The 20,886-nt window shown below is 52.4% G+C and carries 18 protein-coding genes; 9 read left to right on the top strand and 9 right to left on the bottom strand.

Annotated elements, in window-relative coordinates; genetic code table 11:
* Positions 1-372 precede the first annotated feature (372 nt).
* The 6 genes from EPYR_RS09790 to spy all read left to right on the top strand — a co-directional run bounded on the left by EPYR_RS09790 (position 373) and on the right by spy (position 7,301).
* Positions 373-1,593: a bifunctional succinylornithine transaminase/acetylornithine transaminase gene (locus tag EPYR_RS09790; RefSeq protein WP_012668246.1), complete on the top strand. Its 1,221-nt coding sequence runs from the start codon at positions 373-375 to the stop codon at positions 1,591-1,593.
* Positions 1,590-2,624 carry an arginine N-succinyltransferase gene (gene astA, locus EPYR_RS09785; protein WP_012668245.1) on the top strand — a complete coding sequence of 345 codons (1,035 nt, stop codon included), beginning with the start codon at positions 1,590-1,592 and terminating at the stop codon, positions 2,622-2,624. The genes EPYR_RS09790 and astA overlap by 4 nt, the downstream gene beginning before the upstream one ends.
* Positions 2,621-4,090 carry a succinylglutamate-semialdehyde dehydrogenase gene (gene astD, locus EPYR_RS09780; protein WP_012668244.1) on the top strand — a complete coding sequence of 490 codons (1,470 nt, stop codon included), beginning with the start codon at positions 2,621-2,623 and terminating at the stop codon, positions 4,088-4,090. Before astA ends, astD begins: the two co-directional genes overlap by 4 nt.
* Complete coding sequence (gene astB / locus EPYR_RS09775; protein ID WP_012668243.1) at positions 4,087-5,412, top strand: N-succinylarginine dihydrolase; 1,326 nt, start codon at positions 4,087-4,089, stop codon at positions 5,410-5,412. Before astD ends, astB begins: the two co-directional genes overlap by 4 nt.
* 51 nt (positions 5,413-5,463) lie before the next feature.
* Complete coding sequence (gene astE / locus EPYR_RS09770) at positions 5,464-6,465, top strand: succinylglutamate desuccinylase (protein ID WP_012668242.1); 1,002 nt, start codon at positions 5,464-5,466, stop codon at positions 6,463-6,465.
* A 347-nt stretch (positions 6,466-6,812) separates the two neighbouring features.
* Positions 6,813-7,301: an ATP-independent periplasmic protein-refolding chaperone Spy gene (spy, locus tag EPYR_RS09765; RefSeq protein WP_012668241.1), complete on the top strand. Its 489-nt coding sequence runs from the start codon at positions 6,813-6,815 to the stop codon at positions 7,299-7,301.
* A 127-nt stretch (positions 7,302-7,428) separates the two neighbouring features.
* Here spy and cho read toward each other — a convergent pair whose 3' ends face one another.
* The 3 genes from cho to EPYR_RS09750 form a co-directional block, all read right to left on the bottom strand.
* Positions 7,429-8,298 carry an excinuclease Cho gene (gene cho, locus EPYR_RS09760; RefSeq protein ID WP_012668240.1) on the bottom strand — a complete coding sequence of 290 codons (870 nt, stop codon included), beginning with the start codon at positions 8,296-8,298 and terminating at the stop codon, positions 7,429-7,431.
* 148 nt (positions 8,299-8,446) lie between these two features.
* Positions 8,447-9,274 (bottom strand): ammonia-dependent NAD(+) synthetase, encoded by an 828-nt coding sequence (gene nadE, locus EPYR_RS09755; RefSeq protein WP_012668239.1) that lies wholly within the window; start codon positions 9,272-9,274, stop codon positions 8,447-8,449.
* A gap of 126 nt (positions 9,275-9,400) precedes the next feature.
* Positions 9,401-10,591: a multidrug effflux MFS transporter gene (locus EPYR_RS09750; RefSeq protein WP_012668238.1), complete on the bottom strand. Its 1,191-nt coding sequence runs from the start codon at positions 10,589-10,591 to the stop codon at positions 9,401-9,403.
* Between the two features lie 183 nt (positions 10,592-10,774).
* Between EPYR_RS09750 and osmE the strand changes: the two genes are divergently transcribed.
* Positions 10,775-11,110 carry an osmotically-inducible lipoprotein OsmE gene (osmE, locus tag EPYR_RS09745; RefSeq protein ID WP_012668237.1) on the top strand — a complete coding sequence of 112 codons (336 nt, stop codon included), beginning with the start codon at positions 10,775-10,777 and terminating at the stop codon, positions 11,108-11,110.
* Positions 11,111-11,342: 232 nt separating this feature from the next.
* On the opposite strand, the gene EPYR_RS09740 is transcribed toward osmE, so the two are convergent.
* The 3 genes from EPYR_RS09740 to hxpB all read right to left on the bottom strand — a co-directional run bounded on the left by EPYR_RS09740 (position 11,343) and on the right by hxpB (position 14,430).
* A complete protein-coding gene (locus tag EPYR_RS09740) occupies positions 11,343-12,737 on the bottom strand; it encodes an L-cystine transporter (protein WP_012668236.1) in 1,395 nt (464 codons plus the stop codon).
* 163 nt (positions 12,738-12,900) lie between these two features.
* Positions 12,901-13,491 carry a metal-dependent hydrolase gene (locus tag EPYR_RS09735; RefSeq protein WP_012668235.1) on the bottom strand — a complete coding sequence of 197 codons (591 nt, stop codon included), beginning with the start codon at positions 13,489-13,491 and terminating at the stop codon, positions 12,901-12,903.
* Positions 13,492-13,758: 267 nt separating this feature from the next.
* Positions 13,759-14,430: a hexitol phosphatase HxpB gene (gene hxpB, locus EPYR_RS09730; protein WP_012668234.1), complete on the bottom strand. Its 672-nt coding sequence runs from the start codon at positions 14,428-14,430 to the stop codon at positions 13,759-13,761.
* A gap of 168 nt (positions 14,431-14,598) precedes the next feature.
* On the opposite strand from hxpB, the gene EPYR_RS09725 reads away from it, so the two are divergent.
* A complete protein-coding gene (locus EPYR_RS09725) occupies positions 14,599-15,138 on the top strand; it encodes a YniB family protein (RefSeq protein WP_012668233.1) in 540 nt (179 codons plus the stop codon).
* A gap of 26 nt (positions 15,139-15,164) precedes the next feature.
* Here the strand turns inward: EPYR_RS09725 and EPYR_RS09720 are convergent, their stop codons facing one another.
* Positions 15,165-16,058, bottom strand: coding sequence for a fructosamine kinase family protein (locus EPYR_RS09720; protein WP_012668232.1), 894 nt, complete (start codon positions 16,056-16,058; stop codon positions 15,165-15,167).
* A 97-nt stretch (positions 16,059-16,155) separates the two neighbouring features.
* On the bottom strand, positions 16,156-16,446 hold the full coding sequence (gene ghoS / locus EPYR_RS09715) for a type V toxin-antitoxin system endoribonuclease antitoxin GhoS (RefSeq protein ID WP_012668231.1): 291 nt from the start codon (positions 16,444-16,446) through the stop codon (positions 16,156-16,158).
* Between the two features lie 451 nt (positions 16,447-16,897).
* Between ghoS and EPYR_RS09710 the strand changes: the two genes are divergently transcribed.
* A complete protein-coding gene (locus tag EPYR_RS09710) occupies positions 16,898-17,653 on the top strand; it encodes a DUF481 domain-containing protein (protein WP_012668230.1) in 756 nt (251 codons plus the stop codon).
* 66 nt (positions 17,654-17,719) lie between these two features.
* On the opposite strand, the gene EPYR_RS09705 is transcribed toward EPYR_RS09710, so the two are convergent.
* Entirely contained in the window at positions 17,720-20,515 is a 2,796-nt protein-coding gene (locus EPYR_RS09705) for a putative adhesin (protein WP_012668229.1), read from the bottom strand.
* Between the last annotated feature and the right edge of the window lie 371 nt (positions 20,516-20,886).

Below are 20,886 nucleotides of genomic sequence, written 5' to 3'. Positions count from 1 at the left end.
GATGCGTCATCGTGGTGGGCCATCCTGGTGCAAATGACGCATTTTGATGCATAGGATAACTATTATTCGGCACGCATTTCCAGCGGCGATCACAGATTTTGCATTTATTTCAGCAATGCATAACCGTGCTTGTAAAAAGGCGGTTAAGCCATGCGATGCAAATTGTTATTCACTTTATATGCATCAAATGTGCATAACGAGGTGGGCTAAGTTGTTGAAATTGGGAACCGGCGATCAATTTATGCATTTCTCTCTCTGGATGGCATGCCGTGTGCAATCTACAGTTGAGTTGTGATGAATCATTATTTTAACATTTATTGAACTTTCTGTTTACTCTGCCGTTGGCGGAGCCATGCGACAGCTGAGGCCCATATGCAACTATCCGTCACCCGTCAGGACTTTGATCAATGGATTGTGCCCACCTATGCCCCGGCGAATTTTGTCCCGGTAAGAGCCGGGGGATCAACATTGTGGGATCAGCAGGGAAAATCCTATATCGATTTTGCCGGTGGCATTGCCGTTAATGCCCTCGGACATGCCCATCCGCAACTCCAAAAAGCGCTACAGCAGCAGGCGGGGAAACTATGGCATACCGGCAATGGCTATACCAATGAACCCATTCTGCGTCTGGCTAAACAACTGATTGATGCCACTTTTGCCGACCGCGTGTTCTTCTGTAATTCCGGTGCCGAAGCCAATGAGGCGGCCTTAAAACTGGCGCGCAAAGCGGCTATCGATAAGGGTCAAGAACATAAAAATGGCATTGTGGCGTTTAACAATGCGTTTCACGGCCGAACCCTTTTCACCGTGTCTGCCGGTGGGCAGCCCGCCTATTCAAAAGACTTTGCTCCGCTGCCGGGCGGCATTACTCATGCACCCTATAATGATCTCGCGGCGGCGGCGGCGCTGATCAACCCTCAAACCTGTGCGGTGATCGTCGAGCCTGTGCAGGGTGAAGGCGGCGTGATCCCCGCTGAGACTGCTTTTCTACAGGGGCTGCGCGAACTTTGCGACCAGCAGGGGGCGTTGCTGATATTTGATGAAGTTCAAAGCGGCATGGGCCGTACCGGGTCGCTGTACGCCTATATGCACTACGGCGTGACGCCAGATGTACTTACCACGGCAAAAGCGCTCGGCGGCGGCTTCCCGATGGCCGCCATGCTGACCACCGAAGCGCTGGCAGCCCATCTGAATGTCGGTAGTCACGGTACTACCTATGGCGGGAATCCCCTGGCTGGTGCGGTGGGCAGTAAAGTGATGGAGCTGGTCAACTGCCCAGAGGTATTGCGTGGCGTCTCCGAGCGCCATCGCTGGTTTGTAGCGGCGCTGCAGGCGATAAACCAGCGTCTGCAGATGTTCAGTGAAATTCGTGGGCTGGGGCTGCTGATTGGCTGCGAACTGAGTCAGAACTATAGCGGCAAGGCGAAATTGATCAATCAGGCCGCTGCCCGCGAAGGGCTGATGATCCTGATTGCCGGTCCTGACGTAGTGCGTTTTGCCCCGTCGCTTATTATCTCGCAGCGTGAAGTGCAGGAGGGGCTGGTACGTTTCGAACGCGCCTGTCGCGCCGTAGCAGAAGGAGCCGGCGCATGATCTATATCCGTCCCGTTGAACGTGACGATTTGCCGCAGCTGCTGTTTCTTGCGGGAAAAACCGGCGGGGGGCTAACCTCACTGCCGGCTGACAGCGACGCGCTGGCAGCGCGTATCGAACGTTCGCTGCTCACCTGGCAGGGTAAGCTGCCGCGTGCACAACAGGGATATGTGTTCGTGCTGGTCGACAGTGAAACGAATAAGGCTTCGGGCATCTGTGCCATCGAGGTGGCGGTGGGCTTAGAGGATCCCTGGTACAACTTTCGCGTGGGTTCCCAGATCCACGCCTCTAAAGAGCTGAATGTATACAACATGCTGCCCACGCTGTCGTTAAGTAACGATCACACCGGCAGCAGCGAGCTGTGTACGCTGTTTCTCGATCCGGACTACCGCAACGGTAAAAACGGCTATCTGCTGTCCAAATCGCGCTTTCTGTTTATGGCCGGTTTCCCGCAACAATTTATGCACAAAGTGGTGGCCGAAATGCGCGGGGTGATCGACGAACGGGGGCGTTCACCGTTCTGGGACAGTGTGGGAAGCCGCTTCTTCTCAATGTCATTTGCCGATGCTGATTATCTGTGCGGCACCGGGCAAAAAGCTTTTATCGCCGAGCTGATGCCAAAGCATCCGCTGTATATCGACTACCTTTCGCCTGAGGCGCGGGCAGTTATTGGTCAGGTACACCCGCACACTGCTCCGGCGCGTACGTTACTGGAGGCGGAAGGTTTCCAGTTTCAGCATTACGTTGATATCTTCGACGGCGGCCCGACGCTGGAATGCGAAATCAACAGGGTGCGTTCAATCCGTAAAAGCCGGTTGCTGAAGATGGACATCGACGACACGCGCTGCGACGCGCTGCCGCTGTGCCTGGTGGCTAATGAACGTTATCAGCACTTCCGCGTGCTGCTGCTGCCGGCCGATCCCGCCGCTGACCGCATCCGCGTGACGGCCGCCGAGGCGGAAATACTAGGCTGCCAGCCGGGCGACAGCCTGCGCGTGGTGGCACTTTGCCGTGAGGAGAAAAAAGCATGACGCACTGTATTAATGGCCAGTGGCTGCCCGGGAGCGGCGAAGACATGATCAAAACCGACCCGGTGACGGCTGAGGTGCTGTGGCAGGGCAGAGCCGCAGACGCCGTGCTGGTTGCTGCTGCTGGTGAAGCGGCTCGCAGCGCTTTTCCGGCCTGGGCCAGGCGTCCGTTTGCTGAACGCCAGGCGATAGCGGAACGCTTTGCCGTGCTGCTGGAAAAAAAACGGGTAGAACTGAGCGAAGCCATCTCGCGCGAGACCGGCAAACCGCGTTGGGAAACGCAAACCGAAGTTCAGGCGATGATCAATAAGGTGGCGATTTCGCTGCGTTCATGGCATGACCGCTGTACAGAACGGTCAGAGGGGGAAAGCGCGTTGCGCCATCGACCCCACGGCGTCATGGCGGTGTTCGGACCCTATAATTTCCCGGGTCATTTGCCCAATGGTCATATTGTTCCTGCCCTGTTGGCGGGTAACTGCGTGGTATTCAAACCGAGTGAACTGACGCCGCTCACCGCAGAAATCACCCTGCGCCTGTGGCTTGCAGCGGGATTACCGCCTGGAGTACTTAATCTGCTGCAGGGCGGTCGCGATACCGGCCAGACGCTGGCACGGGAAAAACAGGTAGACGGCATCCTGTTTACCGGCAGTGCGGCCACGGGGTATCAGCTGCATCGCCAGCTGGCCGGGCAGCCCGAGAAAATGCTGGCGCTGGAGATGGGGGGAAATAATCCGCTGATCGTTGAAGATCCCGACGATATTGATGCAGCGGTACATATTGCTGTTCAGTCGGCTTTTATCAGCGCCGGGCAGCGCTGTACCTGTGCAAGGCGTCTGTTGGTGAAACGCGGTACGGCTGGTGATGCGTTCCTCAAGCGGCTGGCGGTGGTGGCGGCGGATATTCGCGTTGGGCGCTGGAACGAAGAGCCGCAGCCGTTTATGGGCAGCGTGATTTCACTTCAGGCCGCCAAAAAAATCTATAGCGAGTGGCAGGCACGCGTGGATGGCGGTGGGAAAGTCCTGCTGTCGATGCGCTGGCCAGAGCGCGGTAGTGCCATACTGACGCCGGGGATTATTGACGTGACCGACGCCGGCCCTTTGCCGGATGAAGAAGTATTTGGCCCGTTATTGCAGGTGGTTCGCTATGACGATTTTGACAGCGCTATTCGCCTTGCCAACCATACCCGCTACGGGCTGGCGTGCGGCCTGATCTCTCCTCAGCGGGAGAAATTCGAACGGCTGCTGATCGAAGCCCGCGCCGGGATAGTCAACTGGAACAAACCGCTTACCGGCGCGGCCAGTACCGCACCCTTTGGGGGGATTGGCGCTTCCGGCAACCACCGGCCCAGCGCCTGGTACGCTGCTGACTACTGCGCATGGCCGATGGCGTCGCTGGCGTCGACAGATTTAACCCTGCCGGACAGCCTGTCGCCGGGGCTGCATTTTAGCGTACGGCAGGAGGCAGAATGAGCGCGCGCGAGGTGAATTTCGATGGTTTACCGGGGCTGACCCACCATTACGCCGGGTTGTCGTTTGGCAATGAAGCTTCGGCGCGCCACCAGCACCGGGTTTCTAACCCGAAGCTGGCAGCCCTGCAGGGGCTGATGAAGATGAAAACCCTGGCCGACCTGGGTTATACCCAGGGCGTTATTCCGCCGCACGAGCGCCCGAATCTGGCCGCGCTACGCCAGCTGGGTTTTAGCGGTGATGATGCGCGGGTACTGGCGCAGGCCGCGAAACAGGCTCCGCAATTGCTCAGCGCCGCCAGTTCGGCCTCGGCGATGTGGGTGGCCAACGCGGCCACGGTTTCACCTTCGGTGGACAGTGCGGATGGGCGGGTACATTTTACCGTCGCCAACCTGAACAATACCCTTCACCGGGCAATGGAAGCACCGACCACGTCCGCGCTGCTGCGTGCCATCTTCCGTGATAACAACCATTTCAGCGTGCATGATGCGCTGCCGCAGGTGGCTCAGTTTGGCGATGAAGGCGCGGCGAACCATAATCGTTTCAGCAACGGATATGGCGAGCCTGGCGTGCAGCTGTTTGTCTATGGTCGTGGGCTAGCTGGCGGCGTCAGTCCGGTTCGTTACCCGGCCCGGCAGACGCGCGAAGCCAGCGAGGCGGTCGCCAGGCTGCACCAGCTGGATCCCACGCGCACGCTGTATGCCCAGCAAAACCCGGCCGTTATCGATCGCGGAGTCTTCCATAATGATGTGATTGCCGTCAGCAATCAGCAAACCTTGTTCTGTCATCAGCGGGCGTTCCTGAACCAGCCCCGGCTAATGGCTCAGCTGGTGGAAAAAGTGCCCGGCTTTAACGCCATTGAAGTTCCCGAGCGGCGCGTCAGCGTGGAGGACGCGGTCGCAACCTATCTGTTTAACAGCCAGCTGCTCAGCAAAGAAAACGGGAAAATGCGACTGGTGCTGCCGGAAGAAGCACGCCGCCATGCGGGTGTATGGGGCTGGCTAACGGAGCTGGCCGCCAGTCACGGCGTGGTTGATGAGCTTAAGGTCTTCGACTTGCGCGAAAGCATGTGCAACGGCGGCGGGCCGGCATGTCTGCGGCTGCGCGTGGTGCTTAATCGACGGCAGCAGGCGGCGGTCAACCCGGCGGTGATGATGAATGACCGGCTGTTTGCCACGTTAAGCGACTGGGTAAAACGCCACTACCGCGACCGATTGACGCAGGCCGATCTGGCCGATCCGCAATTACTGTTGGAAGGGCGCGAAGCGCTTGATGAACTCACCAGGCTGCTAGACTTAGGTCATGTTTACCGTTTTCAGCAGTAGGGCTTTCTCTGGCCTGCAGCGCTGAACGGCAATTTAATCTAAGGGGAGTACATGCGGGATTTTCTTCAACTGACTTTGTCCGGCGCTCGGCCAGCGCAAACGGAAGGACATAACGAACGGCTTAGCTGGCGCTGGCATAATGTCGGTATACTTGAGCTGACGCCTCACCACACCGCATCGATGGCGCTGGTGGTTTCCAGCGCCTTACACGGCAACGAAACCGCACCAGTAGAAATGGTTGAGCAGCTGGTTAACGCCCTGCTGCGCGGTGAACGGGCACTGCAAACCCGTCTGCTGGTGATTTACGGTAACCCGGGCGCTCTCAGGCTTAACCGACGCTATGTGCACAGTGATATTAACCGTATGTTTGGCGGGCGATGGCAGCAGTTCGAAGACTGCCCCGAAGCCCGTCGTGCATGGGTTCTGGAGCAGGCGATGGAGAACTTCTGGCAGGCTGGCGTCTGTGAAGAAATGCGCTGGCATCTTGATATACATACCGCCATCCGTGATTCTTATCACCACCGTTTTGGCGTTTTGCCCCAGCGCGACACGCCGTGGCCCGAAGACTTTATATACTGGTTGAGTGCTGCGGGTCTGGAGGCGCTGGTACAGCACCGTGCGCCGGGCGGAACTTTTAGCGATTACAGCAGCCGGCATTTTCAGGCTGCCAGCTGTACGCTGGAGTTGGGTAAAGCACTGCCTTTCGGTCACAACGATCTCAGCCAATTTGCCGCCGCGCAGCAGGCGCTGAAGCAGCTCATCAGCGGTGGGGAATTACCTGCCGCTGTCCGGCCTCCGCGACGTTATCGGGTATCACAGCAGATTATCCGGCGATCTGACCGTTTCGTGCTGCATATGAGTGATGAAGTGCTGAATTTTGCCCCATACCCTCAGGGAACGTTGCTGGCAGAGGATGGTGCAGAGCGCTTCTGTGTGCAGCAGGCGCAGGAGTACGTGTTATTCCCTAATCCCAATGTGGCGATCGGGCTGCGCGCCGGATTGATGCTGGTAGAGGACAATACGCCGGGGACGGCGTGCAGGACGGCATTGTGATACTAAAAATGTGGCCAGAGGCGGCCACATTTCCTCTTTTCGCCGTGAGCGGAGAAAACGGGCAGCAAACTGTAAAGCGGGTATCTTTTTTTCTTACTCAATCCTTTCTCAATCCTTTCAGGCATATTACACTTGCGCGCAGTTTCTGCATAAACCCCTGTCAGCACATACTTTTTTGCAATTCCTCACCTGATTCTTCGCATTATCTTCATGATTGGCGGCAAATTGTCTTTTATGCTTTCACGGCTTTACTCACGCTCTCAGTCGTTTACGTTCAGCGCCGTAAAATGATTTCCGACTTCACGACAGGCCAACCGCCTGAGTATTGAATATATAAGGACTAAAGAATGCATAAATTAACTTCTATTGTCGTTGCCGCTACGCTGGCTTTCGGCGCTGCCAGTATCGTCCATGCCGCAGCAGATAATCTCACTCCACCGCCGGCGGGTGCCGAAAAGCCTGGGATGCAAAAGCCGCCACGCCACGGAGGCCCGCATGAGATGTTTAAAGGTCTGAATTTGACCGATGCGCAGAAACTTCAGGTGCGCAATATTATGAAAGCCGCGCACAAAGGCATGAAACGTCCTTCTCTGGAAGATCGCCGTGCCGTGCACAGCATTATTGCTTCTGACCATTTTGACCGGGCCAAAGCGGAAGCTCAGGCGACACAGATGTCTGCCAATAGCCAGCAACGCACGATGTTGATGCTGGAAACGCAGAACAAAATGTATAACGTGCTGACTCCTGAGCAGAAAAAACAGTTTAATCAGAACTTCGAGAAACGTCTGGCAGAAAAGCCGCAGCATGAAGACAGAATGCCTCCTGCCGACGACTGAGTGGCGTTAACTTCATTTGAAACCGCCGATGTTGCCCGTTTGCCTGAATGGCAGTGGCCATCCCCGGCGGTTTTTCCACCCGTCATACTTCATGCCGCAGAGGCGAAAACGGCCACCGTCCTGCTTTTTAAGCTTTTGACAGCGGTACGATCGGCAGCTTGCCTGCCAGCATTGGTTTACACAGTATTTTGTAGCCATCGCTGTCAAACCCGGGGGTTGTGCTACACAGCCCGGCGGCTTCTTCCAGTTTGCTGACCGAACCCAGATACAGCCAGTTGTTGATGATGTGATACTGGGTTTGTCCCGTTCTTTGCTCCAGCACCGCGACCGCATCAGGCCACGGCCAGCACCGCAAACGCACTGCCTCCAGCGCTGAAAGCAGGCGCTGCTGATGCTCTGCACGGGTCTCTTTCCCACAGCATGCCCCGGCACAGCGATTCAGGGCGAAACGAAAACAGGCATTTCCTGAGCGCATTTTTTCTAACCCCAGCAGGTAGTAACAGAGCCGTTGTTCATCGGCAATTTTTTGCAGGGTTTCCAGTGCGGCACGGCGGTTAGCGTACAACCCGTACAGGCCAGAAGTGCTGGAGAAATCCACGTCTTTGGCATATACCACCAGGGGAGAACCTTCGGCGATCTGCAGGGCGCAGAGCTGGCGATTTTTGCGCAGTCGTTTGTTGAATAAGGGCTGCTGCAGTTTGATCATCCGCGCTTCCAGCAGCAGGGCGCCCAGTTCTCCCGCCGTAGTCATAAAGCTGATACGGGTTGCCTGGCGCAACATGCGGGCTTCATCGGCAGTGCGCAGATGCGATAGCACCCGGCTGCGAATATTGACGCTTTTGCCGATATACAGCGGCATTGTTTCACTGTCACCATGAAACACGTATACCCCGGGCAATTTGGGCAGCGCTTCAAGCCACGGACGCAGATGTTCGGGATATTGATAAATGGCCGTGGCGTCAAATTCAGCGCGAGGACCAAGAGATTTTCTGACCACTACTGGCTCCGGTTACTGTTTATCCGAACAGTATAGCAGTATGTGGCTGACGGGCGGAGATTTTGTTGTCAGCTGGCGGTGAATGACAACCTCAACCGGGCGAACGCTTGCGGGCAGCGCTTTGTGAGTCGCGCCGCCCTGGATGACGTTATTCTTTCCAGAAGTCGTCAAACACCGTCACTGGCGTGCGGCGTTTGTGCTCGGTTTTCACATACCAGTTTTCAATGATTTTGGCTGCCGCCGGGTCAATGCTTTCACCCTGCAGGTAGCGGTCAATCATTTCATAGGTCACGCCAAGCGCTACCTCATCCTGCAAGCCGGGGCGGTCGTCCTCCAGATCGGCAGTCGGGTGCTTAAGCCAGAGATGTTCCGGGCAGCCGAGCGCTTGCAGCAGCTGTTTGCCCTGGCCTTTGTTCAACCGGAAAATGGGGTTAATGTCGCTGCCACCATCGCCGTATTTGGTGAAAAATCCGGTGACGGCTTCGGCTGCATGATCGGTGCCCACCACCACGCCCGCTGTCATTCCGGCGATGCTGTACTGCGCTTTCATACGTTCACGCGCTTTCTCATTGCCACGGATGAAATCAGACAGCGTAATGCCTGCCTCGCGCAAGGCCTGCTCGCTGGCTTGCACTGCCGCCTTGATATTTACCGTGATAACCCTGTCTGGTTGGATAAAGGCGATCGCATCCTGGCAATCCTGCTCATCAGCCTGTACGCCGTGAGGAAGACGCACGGCGATAAACTGGTAGCTGCCGTTGCCAGTTTCATTGCGCAGTTCACTGATGGCCATCTGGCACAGTTTACCCGTCAGGGTGGAGTCCTGCCCGCCGCTGATCCCCAGCACTAAAGACGTTAAAAACGGATAACGTTTCAGATATGACTTCAGAAACGCAACGCTGGTGCGGATTTCTTCTCCGGCATCAATAACGGGTTTGACGCCCAGCGCCTTAATAATGTCCTGTTGCAGAGCCATTTACCTCTCCTCAAATTCAGCGCCGACAGACGGCCGCCATTTTCGTTTTTCTTCATGCAAAGCTAACGCGCATGGCGCACAACCACAACAGTCAATCCCGCAATCATGGAAATGAATGGTGATAAATCAGCCGTTTTTCGCTTTCTTCGCCAGCAGGCTAAACATAATAATCGCCAGCATATAGCAACCGAACAGGGTGGTGCTCATTGTCAGTACCGAAGTCCCTCCAATCCCGGTCAGCGGAACGCTAATGCCACCCAGGGTAAACATGGTGACGCCAATCACCGCCGAAGCGCTGCCGGCACGATGCCCCTGGCTCTGCATCGCCAGCGAGGAGGCCGTAACTGAAATCACCCCGGTACTGGCGATGCTGAAAAACAGGGCGACCAGCACCAGCGGTAACGCTGCGGCGGTCATTGCCGCCAGCAGCAGGCTACCTGAAGAGATAAACGCCAGCGTCAATCCGCCTTTGAGGATCGGATACTCACCCCACAGAGGTGCCAGACGTGCGCTTATTTGCGCGCCAATGATCAGGCCAACGCCGTTAGCCGCAAAGCACAGGCTGAAAGCCTGCGGCGAGAGATGATAAATTTGTTGCAGGACAAAGGGTGATGCGCCGATATAGGCAAACATACCGGACATCATAAACCCTTGCGTCAGGCAGAAGCCCATAAACGGACGATAGGTTACGACCTGGCCCAGCGCCGCCCACGCGGAGAAAACAGTGCCCTGGCTGCGCCGTTGGTCAGGCAGTGTCTCATGAAGTTTAACGCGTGACAGAATCAGCAGAAGCAACGCGATCAGGGCTATCACCACAAACAACCCACGCCAGTTGAGAAACGCCATCAGTGCACCGCCGATGACCGGCGCGGCAATCGGCGCCAGGCCATTAACCAGCATCAGCAGGGCGAAAAAGCGGGTCAGCTCATGGCCGCTGTACATATCACGGGCGATAGCACGCGATAACACCGCGCCACCGGCAGCAGACAGCCCCTGAAAAAGACGCGCCAGCAGCAGCTGGTGGATGTCTTGCGCCAGCGCACAGCCTACAGAGGCAACCAGCAGCAGCACCAGCGAGATCAGCAGGGGGCGGATGCGGCCATACTTATCGCTCAACGGGCCAAAGAACAGCTGGCCGAATCCCAGCCCAAGCAGCCCTGCGGTCAGGCTAAGCTGCGCGGTCGCGGTAGTGGTGGTCAGATCGCCAGCCAGCTGCGGCAGCGCGGGTAGATACAGGTCGATGCAGAGCGGGCCTAAGGCCGCCAGCAGGCCGAGTGTGACAGCGTAACCAAGGCGTTTACCGTGTGCGGTTGTCATGAGTCCTCACTAATGAAAGAGCGACAGATCTGGCCGTGCACCCTGTACAGATGAACGTGCCTTTCGTTGCGCTGCATTATAAGTAGGATGAGGATAAACTGATAATTTGCCGCCATAAAGTTGATAAATCTGTATTTATATTCCAGGCTTATCAGCACACTGATATGAGCAGAGGAAGAATAAATGCGTAAGTTAACGGGATTCATTGGTGCTGCGGTAACGCTTGCCGTGCTGTCTGGCTGTACGGTTTACGATCGTGCGCAAAGCTATGCCACAAAACCGGTGGTACAGGATGTGAAAAAAGGAATGACCCGTCAGCAGGTTCGTGATATCGCCGGCCCCGCTTCTACCGAAATCACTATGGTTTATGCGCGTGGCACCTGCCAGACCTACGTACTGGGTGAACGTGATGGTAAACTGCAGACTTACTTCGTCAGCTATTCTGATACGGGCCGCGTAATGAATTACGGCTTCCAGAGCTGTAAAGAGTACGATACCGATCCGCAAGCAAAACAGTAATCCCAGCTAAAGATAAAAAAATGGTCACGACGGTGACCATTTTTTTGCCTGAACCCTACGCTTATGCGGCTGTTTGCCATCGCTTACAGCGCTTAACGTGGCCTTTACACTATCAACGTGGCGGATTTCTCTGGCTGAGAAGAGGGCAAAAAAGGGGAGGCGTTGGGTTGAGCAGTCACATTGAGCCGATAAATGAGGGGCAGGTCAACAGAGTGCTGACCTGCCGGGAGGGTTAACGTTGGGCCAGTGCAGCTTCGTTATCGGCGTCGGTATTCATGATTTGCCGATCGGTTTGCTTTAGCCACTGGCTGGTCAGGGCGCCCGCAGTAATGGAGCCGTTGACGTTCAGGGCAGTACGGCCCATATCAATCAAAGGTTCAATCGAGATCAGCAGCGCCACCAGCGTCACCGGCAGACCCATCGCCGGCAGCACAATCAGTGCAGCAAAGGTCGCGCCGCCGCCCACGCCAGCCACGCCGGCTGAACTTAGCGTGACAATTGCTACCAGTGTGGCGATCCACATTGGCTCGAACGGGTTGATCCCTACGGTGGGCGCAACCATAACCGCCAGCATGGTCGGGTAGAGGCCGGCACAGCCGTTCTGTCCGATCGTGGCGCCGAATGAAGCGGCGAAGCTGGCTATGGACTCCGGAATACCCAGGCGGCGAGTCTGGGCTTCAACGCTCAGTGGAATAGTGGCGGCGCTGGAGCGACTGGTAAAAGCGAACGTGATAACCGGCCAGATCTTGCGGAAAAAACGCAGCGGGTTGATGCCGTTGCCTGAAAGCAGCAGAGCATGTACCGCGAACATAATGGCAATGCCGAGGTAGGATGCCAGCATGAAGCTGCCCAGCTTAATAATTTCGTTGATGTTTGAGGTGGCGACCACTTTCGTCATCAGCGCCAGCACGCCGTAAGGCGTTAGCTTCATTATTAAGCGAACCAGTTTCATCACCCAGGACTGCAACGTATCAATCGCTTTCAGTACACGCTGGCCTTTTTCCGCATCGTCTTTCAACAGCTGCAGCGCGGCAATACCGAGGAAGGCAGCAAAAATAACCACGCTGATGATGGACGTCGGATTTGCCCCCGTCAGGTCGGCAAACGGGTTCTTTGGCAAGAAAGAAAGCAGCAGCTGTGGTGCGCTAAGATCGGCCACCTTACCTGCATAGTTGTTCTGAATCGTCACCAGACGCGCGCTCTCCTGAGCGCCTTGTACCAGGCCACTCGCATTTAAGCCGAACAACCCGGTCACCAACACGCCAACGCAGGCGGAAATGGCGGTGGTGAACAGCAACACGCCAATCGTCAGCAGGCTTATTTTGCCCAGTGAGGAGGCATTATGCAGGCGTGCTACGGCACTGAGAATCGAGGCAAACACCAGCGGCATAACAACCATCTGTAACAATTGCACATAGCCGTTACCCACCAGGTTAAACCAGCTGACTGACTGTGTAATGACAGGACTGTTTTCGCCATACAGGGTGTGCAGGGCCAGGCCAAACAGCACGCCAATTATCAGACCGAAGAGGACTTTTTTTGACAGGCTCCAGCCGTATCCTGTTTTTGCTACCAGCAGCAGCAGTGCGATAAACGCGACCAGGTTAATGATTAGCGGAAAATTCATTTCCATTCTCTCCAAAGAAACAGACCACAGAGTGCCCTGGCAAAAGACAGCTTTTTCTGTTGCATAGTAAGTAAATAAGAGGTGGAAATAGTATCAGCTGGCGCTGTTGCAGCATTATACCCAAAGCGAATGGCTTATAACATTTAGTGATTAAACCCCCTTCTCAGGGGGCTTGATAACGCTCAATCAATTGAGTAAAGCCTTTTTGCACATTGCTGATGGCCTGGGTAGTCCACCCCGATGCACCAAACGTCGGCATACCGGGTGGCAACCAGATGGCACAACCGACCAGCGCCAGACACAGTATGCGCTCCAGCTGATTGCCTTGTTGGCTTCTCAGCAGTGGCAGGCGAAAACGCCAGCGGCAGGGCCACAGCAAAGGGACGCCGGCAGGGGTTAGCATATCTGCGACAATATGGCTGAGATAGCCCAGCACCATCCCCTGGAATGCGTCTGCCGGTAACAGCCAGTCTGATGGTAATTTCAGCTGGAGCAGGGCAACAGCGCCGCCCACGGCCAGCAGGCTGTGAGTAAAGCCCCGGTGGCCGAAAACCCGTGCAATGGGCCAGGAGAGCCATCTCAGTCGCTGGCCGAGAAGGGATTTTGGGTGGTCAATGTCCGGCAGCAAACAAGTGAGGAGCGTGGCGGGAATGATATGCCACCAGTCAGCACTGGCCAGTATTGGGGTCAGTTCGGCGCGTTTGGCAAAAATCGCGCTGGCAATGGCAAAGATGAGATGGCCTTCGGCCGTCATGGGAACACCTGGTTATATAACTGTCAATGCATCCAGTATAGGGAATATATACAGTAGAATAAATATGTGACGCTGTAACCAATGATAAATAGCAGAGGAAAGTGTGCGTGTTACGCCAGTTTGGAGGGTTAACCGTGCGGGATGGGCGGGTAACAGGGGCTGTATAGTGGCGTTTGATACCCGCAATGTTCGCGGCAGCCGTCACGTTGCGTCGTCAGGCTATGGGATGTGGTTAACCATCGGGCCACAGGGCGCAGCCCGTTTAGCTTAACGACTTAGCAGGTGATGAGGCGTGAGTAGTTCAAGGCTTTCAAGTTTGACATCTGCCAAAGACCAGCGCGTATCGGCCGCCAGGGAGCTATCAGGTATTACAATGGAACGCATACGTGCGGCTTTGGTGGCGATCATGCCGTTAAACGAGTCCTCAAGCGTTACGCACTGAAGTGGATCCACCCCCAAACGCCTTGCCGCATCAAGGTAAACCTGCGGATGAGGTTTGCTGTAGGGAAGCAACTCGGCAGAGACCAGTACTTCGAAACTGTCACGCAGGTTAAACATTTCCGTCACGCGTTCCAGCATGGGTAGCGGTGAAGCAGAAGCAAGACCGATTCTCAATCCTTCATCCTTACACATCTGCAACGCCTGTTTTACTCCGGGCAATAGCGGGCGCGTCTCCTCGACCAGTTGGAGAACGCGGCCTGTGATGCGCTGAGTTATTTCAGCCAGCGAAGGACCCTGCCATGGCAGAGTTTCATACCACATACTTACCACCTGATCGATACGCAGCCCCAGCGTATCGGGCATAGCTTCACGGTGACTGAGGTCAATATCAAGCGTGTCAAGCACCTCCAGTTCGGCCTGGAGCCACAGGGGTTCGGAATCGATTAACAGGCCATCCATATCAAATATGGCTGCCTCTACGGGGCGGTGATAAGGCATGTGTGTCTCCATTTGACAGTTCGTACCACCTTATCATCAATAAGCTGGGGAAAAATATCGTTTCAGGCGCTATCTGCGACCTGAACGAGCAGCCAATCAGCATTTTACAGGCGCTTTTGTAAAACTCACTGTAAACTGACAGATACTAACTGATGGACAGGAGAAGGCATGACTTATCAACAGGCTGGCAGGGTTGCAATAGGTAAACGTATCCTTGGCTGGATTATTTTTATTCCGGCGCTGATCTCTACGCTGATATCGCTAATGGTTTTTCTGGAAAAAAGCCGGGAACAGCGCAGCGGCATTGATGCAGTCATGCAGGATTTTGCGCATGTGATGGTCAATATGATCCACTACAACACCGGATTTCTTTCTGCATTCTGGCAGAATTCGCCGGTCCCGGACTTTAGTCATGGCAGTAATCTGCTGTTCTGGGGGATCTACATGCTGATATTTGTCGGGCTGGCTATGCAGGCTTCCGGTGCGCGGATGTGGCGCCAGGCGCGTTTTCTACGCGAAGGGATTGAAGACCAAATGATCCTGGAAAAAGCACGGGGTGCGGAAGGGCATACCCGCGCGCAGCTGGAAGAGAAAATAGTGGTGCCGCGCCATACCCTCCTTTTGCAGATTTTTCCGTTATACATTCTTCCGGCGATCGTTGCGGTAGCCGGATATTTTGTGCTCATGCTGGCCGGGTTTATCCGTTAAAAGAACCCCATGCGCGCTGGATGACGTCAGGCCGGCCGCGCGTGGCGCACTGTTTCTTCCTGCACATCAAGCAGTAAGCCTACCGCGCACTGAGCATCTTTCAGCCAGCTGCCGCCAAAAACATTGGCCCGATTCAACAGGTAATAAAGTTGATAGACCGGCTGGCGTTGTTGGAAATCTTCAGGCAGAGGCCAGACCGATCGGTAACCATCAGAAACCTGCTCGGGAAAGTAGGGGAACCTGGGCAGCATCGCCAAATCGCACTCCCGGTCTCCCCAGTAGCAGGCGGGGTCGAAAAGCCACGGGCCGTTTTTACTTCCGGCACAGTTGGCCGGCCACAGATCGCCATGCAGTAACGAAGGCTGTGGATGATGCGTATTCAACGCAGCCTGAGCACAGTGGATAATCAGCCCCATATCACCGTACTGAATGCCTTTCTCAGCGGCGAGCTGCAACTGCCAGCCGATGCGTTGTTCAGCAAAAAAGGCTGACCAGCGCCGCAGCCAGCTATTAGGTTGTAAGGAAGTCGTGATGTTGTTGTCAAAATCAAGGCCAAACTGCGGTTGTTCGCTCCATTGATGCAGCCTCGCCAGCTGTTGCCCCAGTTGAAAAGCCCCCTGTGCATCCAGCGGTTGCGGCTGAATATACTCCAGCAGTAAGAAACTGGTATCGCGATCGCTTCCGACGCCGTACACCGCAGGTACGCGAACTGTCTGGCTGCGGGCCAGCAGCTGAAGCTGATCGGCTTCCCAGGTGAACATATCCAGCATGTCGCGGTGATTACATTTTACGAACACTTCGTGCTCGCCATAGAGCAGATGCCACGTCGGATGAACTTCACCGCCAGCCAGCTTACGGCGGGTGGTGATCGCTGCCGAACCCAGTTGCTCACACAACAGACGACCGATGGCTGACCACATAGAACGCTCCTATTCACCTGTGTTTTGACGATGTTAATGATTAAAGCATAACCAAAATTAGCGATAGCGCACAGGTGGGTTAAACATTTATCCTGACTCAGGTAAGAGTAGGGTTGAGCGGCTGCCAAATTTCCACGTTAACTTCAGGTGAAATCCCCAGTCCCTTTTCCCCTAATCCCACGGCCAGCTGGCGCACCTTTTCTTCAGGCAACGCGCTGACGAAACCAAAGTGATTGCTTCCCAACTCATGTGGTTGGCCCTTTGCATCACTCAGGGTGGTGGTGAACCCGCCGCTCGCCAGTATGCTTTCGAGTTGCATCAGGTCTGATAATCCGTTCTCGTGATAGCGGAATGACACCACGTATTGCTTTATTTCATCATTGCTCATATCCAGTCCCCTCAAAAAAATGCTCTGTTTAGCGTAGCTCATCACTGGGGATGCCGCGTTGAGGCTTGCACCGCATTAGCCTGAATAAGGTGTTGTGCGCAAGATGAGTACAGGGTGGAATAAACCCGATGTGAAGGCGTCTTGTTTAGATAATCCGCGTTAAGGTTGAACCCGCGCCAATGTTACATTTGGTCATAATTAGGGGGGCGTATAAGGGATTTACGGTTTAAAAGGAACAATTCTCATCGCTATTCTGGTGTTTTCTCGCAGTTTACCCCTTATAATACGTGTCGCTAACGGAAGAGTCCCTTTGAAATGGGCCGTTTAGCTCGGATGCTAAGGTATAAAAGCGGATTAACAATTTGTTGCGATCTTAAGCGTAAAGAGCATTGATCGTCCCTCAAAACGCTTCACACTCACTCCTTTTAAATGTCGTACGGGTCACATTATAATGAAAGCGCTTAACAAACTCACTGTCGTCTTGCTGGTCTCCGGGGGAGCATTTTTTCAACAAGCTTTAGCGGATACCAATGTCTTCACCGTTATGGATGATCCTTCCACAGCCAAAAAAGATTTTGAAGGTAACGCCGCTGCGGGTTATATGGCTCAGTCCGGGAATACTACCAGTTCATCTGCTACGGCAAATACAAACCTGACCTGGTATACCCCGAGCTTCGCATATAGCCTGTGGGGTAACGCCAGCAACACCTCGTCAAACGATGAGCGTTCATCAGAAACATACCAGGTTGGCGGGCGTACTCGCTACAACCTTAACAGTGCTGATTATCTGTTCGGGCAAGCCAGCTGGCTGAGCGACCGTTTCAACGGTTACGATGGCCGTTCTATTTTAGCCGCTGGTTACGGTCGTCAGCTGCTGAATGGCCCGGTACACTCGCTGCGAGTGGAAGCCGGTCCTGGCATACGTTATGACGAATACCACGAAGGCGGTCATGAAACGCAGGCGCTGGCCTATGGCGCGCTGATTTATCAGTGGCAGCTGACTGACAACACCAAGTTCACTCAGGGTGTTTCCGTACTGGGCAGCGACGATACCACGCTGAACTCAGAAACCGGGCTGCAGGTAGGGATTAACGACCACTTTGCGTTGAAAATGGCTTACAACGTGACCTGGAACCAGAATCCTCCGGAATCTGCGCCCGATCGTACCGACACGAAAACCACCATTACGCTCTCTTACTCACTGTAATTTAATAACGGGCCGTTTCCTTCGGCCCGTTTTATCTATCTTAATCTCATCCGGTAACGGTCACCATTAATCAGGGCTGGGTGAGGTTGTTCCTGAGGTTTTTATCACGGGGCGAAATATAAAGAACGCTAAGCTGGTTTGTTTAATGTTAAATTTTTTATTTACGTCATTGCGGTGAAGTATTGTTACCTTAACGTTACTAATTGTTGAGCCTTTGGGGAGCTTGTTTGCTCCATTGCTTGTTAACGATTCCATACAGTAAGTTGATGTTTTATCGGCTGATGTTAAAAAATTATTTCGGCAGTGAGAGAATATGATATTTTTATATCTCTCTCCTTTACTATTCAATAGTTTTCCTGACTGGTCCAGGTCGATAATTTTTTGCACGCTGGCTACGTTCAAATCAGTTTCTGACATATCGTTTATTTTATTATTAACTGTTATTATATCTGTTAATGTTGATTTTCCTTCATTTGCCATTTCGATGTTCTTTGTTAAAATATTTGTAATGTGTTCATCGCTCTCCCCTTCATATCTGAAATGGCGATAATTCTGCAGGCCATCCTTATTACCCAGCGTGTTGATAATGTCGTTTGGATTGTAGGTATCAGAATTTTTCCATCCTTCATTGCCTTCCTGCGAAGCGAATTCCACATTAACTACTTTTCCTTCGGTAATTGTTATATATGATTTCAACTCGGTTTCAGAATTTACAATGTCGTTTAGTCCGGGGTCTTCAAGATATGTGCCATGTGGGGCTAACATTTTTATCGTTATATCTGAAGGGAGTATGACGACAGGTTTTTGTGTATCACTGTCAATAAAGCCACCATGGGCCGAAATAACCAGGTTTTCACTGCCTGCATCTTTGTTCTTTGACTTAGTATAATAATGAATATAATCACTTCCTTCAATCTCACGCCTGGTAACCACGCCAGATTTTAACGAAGCGCTCTTTTCTTTTCCATCAAGAATATCTGGTTTTTCCCTGGAGCTGGATATCTCATCTCCATGTTTTTTGTGAGGGTTTTTACCCTTAGTTTTAATTTTTTGTTGGCGTATTGCATTTTTAGTGGCAGGTTCAAGTTTATTTTCTGCAGTCCTTATAAACTCTGGGCCAAAAAAAATCCCCGTTTCCGAATTGACCTGAGCCAATATCGGTATGCCCCTTTTTTTCTTGACAAAAGCAACATTTAGGTTTTTCCCATATTCAGGGCTATGGAGAGACTCAATCTTAATTTTTTTATCAGGTGGGTTTTTAAGATGCCACTCCCCTTCTACAAGGACCACTTCATAGAAAGGGTCATTGATTTGAGCAGCGTTGTAGATGAAATGTCTCTTCGTTTTAATATCGTAAAAATAGGGTACTGGGCGACCAAATAATTCAATGGCCGTCAGGCGTGCGTTGGTTTTGGTAAAGGGATTAAACATGCTGTAAATATTAGATTTATCATTAATTTCTGAATAATCATTATGTGTGGCTATGGCAAATTTTCGCGTCAAGCGTCGCTCTTTCACACTGAAGCGATTAAATTTGCGAGCCCCCGTCATTTCCCACTTATTTCTTAAATGGCTGAAATAGACTTCTTGACGTATTGGATGCCCTTTTTTGTGGGGAACTTCAGCAAAAATTTTTCTATTTTTTACGTTGAACTTCACGCTGGTAACCTTGCCGTCAATTTCCAGCCAAATATGGTTAACTTTATTTTCAGTATGAAAACTTGGAAGTCCTACTTTGCTTTTTTGATTGTCTGAAATTGTGCGGGATTCGATAAGACTTTGTTCCATCTTGGTCATTTTCGTAGTAACAGCTCTGAATTGTTGATTGACTTGCTGTATCAGACTGATGTTTTCCTCAACTGATGCAGGTTTACCTTCCAGTGTATTAGCAAGTTGTACTAGCAATGGACCGACAATATATATTAAGATTGACACGGGATTAGTATTGGGTAAAAGGGATAGTGTTTGCGATAAAATTTGATCAAGTGGATTGGTGACGAGGTTGATTTTTTTCATTTTATCCTGTGAAGCGCAGCCCCGTCCTCCATACCACTCAACGATATTTACAATATCACTTACCAATGTGCTTATTGGGTGTTCCATCGTAATACCAATCCGACGAATTATCTGTGCAAAGGAAAGTTTTTCACCATCGTTAACGCACGAAAAGTCGAACCTTTTCACTTTTTTCACACCGTCAAGGGGGGGGGCTTGGGTGGTTGTCTTAACGCGGTACGGGACATGACGACCTAACAGGTGGTTTTTAGGTAACACCTTATGATCATTGTCAGAAGGTGTATATGTAATCCGCTTATGCTGCCCGGCGTGCACATAACCGGAAAAATTACCCGCCACGGTTAATCCGTTGGACAAAGAACCGTTTTTGGATATTGGCAATGTTTTATCTGTAGTATGTTCGGATAATTTCTCTGTCGTAGAAAAATTTAGCGGCAAATTTTTCGAACTGGGATATTCCTCGTTTTTTACCTCTTTTTTTGCGTGTTTATTTTTTTCACTTTGTAAGTCATTACGCAAACTGTGCTGATTTCCTTGTGGGACAAATATGCTATCGGCATACTTAATGCGTGCATCTGCAGACAGTGGACCCTCTCGTTGAGTCAATATGGCAGGTTTGTCAGAGGAATTTCCAAGTGAACTTATCATGTGAATTAATAAATTAGCCGCTGCAGTCCTGGCCTTATTATCTTTATGGCTACCGGGTTGATTAGCTATATTTTTAACCCGTGCGTCTTGAGTTCCCTGGTCCCCCTGTTTTTTATCATGCCAGTTTGTGTTATTCCCTATAGCTTCTCGGTGTTGACTAAGGGGCTGAGATTGATTGATTTTTTTTATGTTATACACCTGTATTTATCCTGGGCTGCTAGTATTAAAAGTATTTCGCTAGTAATTATTGTGTGATTTAATTAATGATTGAGGTTTTTATTTTATCAGTTGGTCGCTGTAGGGTATGTTATTTAAAATAAGAAAGCAGGAGGAATTTGATTATTTTTCTAAATGAGCAATTTTCGATATATTTTTGCGATGACTTAAAATAAATTAATTCGTAAATACGTTTTTTTGTTTAGGTTTTTTAATTAATCTCACCTCTGTTTGCCAGCGTTTATTGCATCTTGTTGTGGGCCTCTGGTGCCGGTCTGCTATTGCGATGGTATCAGTTTTATTACTTCATTTATGGCGGGATCTTTTGGTGTGAAATTAAGGCAGTTAATGAG

The sequence above is a fragment of the Erwinia pyrifoliae DSM 12163 genome (assembly GCF_000026985.1).
GTDB lineage: Bacteria > Pseudomonadota > Gammaproteobacteria > Enterobacterales > Enterobacteriaceae > Erwinia > Erwinia pyrifoliae.
The sequence above is the reverse complement of the archived record's forward strand: the minus strand, read 5'-3'. Positions and strand labels throughout refer to the sequence as shown.

Coding starts and splice junctions, on each gene's coding strand:
- astB (WP_012668243.1), top strand. CDS start 4,087: ATGAGCGCGCGCGAGGTGAATTTCGATGGTTTACCGGGGCTGACCCAC.
- osmE (WP_012668237.1), top strand. CDS start 10,775: ATGCGTAAGTTAACGGGATTCATTGGTGCTGCGGTAACGCTTGCCGTG.
- hxpB (WP_012668234.1), bottom strand. CDS start 14,430: ATGCCTTATCACCGCCCCGTAGAGGCAGCCATATTTGATATGGATGGC.
- nadE (WP_012668239.1), bottom strand. CDS start 9,274: ATGGCTCTGCAACAGGACATTATTAAGGCGCTGGGCGTCAAACCCGTT.
- astE (WP_012668242.1), top strand. CDS start 5,464: ATGCGGGATTTTCTTCAACTGACTTTGTCCGGCGCTCGGCCAGCGCAA.
- EPYR_RS09790 (WP_012668246.1), top strand. CDS start 373: ATGCAACTATCCGTCACCCGTCAGGACTTTGATCAATGGATTGTGCCC.
- spy (WP_012668241.1), top strand. CDS start 6,813: ATGCATAAATTAACTTCTATTGTCGTTGCCGCTACGCTGGCTTTCGGC.
- astA (WP_012668245.1), top strand. CDS start 1,590: ATGATCTATATCCGTCCCGTTGAACGTGACGATTTGCCGCAGCTGCTG.
- EPYR_RS09740 (WP_012668236.1), bottom strand. CDS start 12,737: ATGAATTTTCCGCTAATCATTAACCTGGTCGCGTTTATCGCACTGCTG.
- astD (WP_012668244.1), top strand. CDS start 2,621: ATGACGCACTGTATTAATGGCCAGTGGCTGCCCGGGAGCGGCGAAGAC.
- EPYR_RS09750 (WP_012668238.1), bottom strand. CDS start 10,591: ATGACAACCGCACACGGTAAACGCCTTGGTTACGCTGTCACACTCGGC.
- EPYR_RS09720 (WP_012668232.1), bottom strand. CDS start 16,058: ATGTGGTCAGCCATCGGTCGTCTGTTGTGTGAGCAACTGGGTTCGGCA.
- ghoS (WP_012668231.1), bottom strand. CDS start 16,446: ATGAGCAATGATGAAATAAAGCAATACGTGGTGTCATTCCGCTATCAC.
- EPYR_RS09735 (WP_012668235.1), bottom strand. CDS start 13,491: ATGACGGCCGAAGGCCATCTCATCTTTGCCATTGCCAGCGCGATTTTT.
- EPYR_RS09710 (WP_012668230.1), top strand. CDS start 16,898: ATGAAAGCGCTTAACAAACTCACTGTCGTCTTGCTGGTCTCCGGGGGA.
- EPYR_RS09725 (WP_012668233.1), top strand. CDS start 14,599: ATGACTTATCAACAGGCTGGCAGGGTTGCAATAGGTAAACGTATCCTT.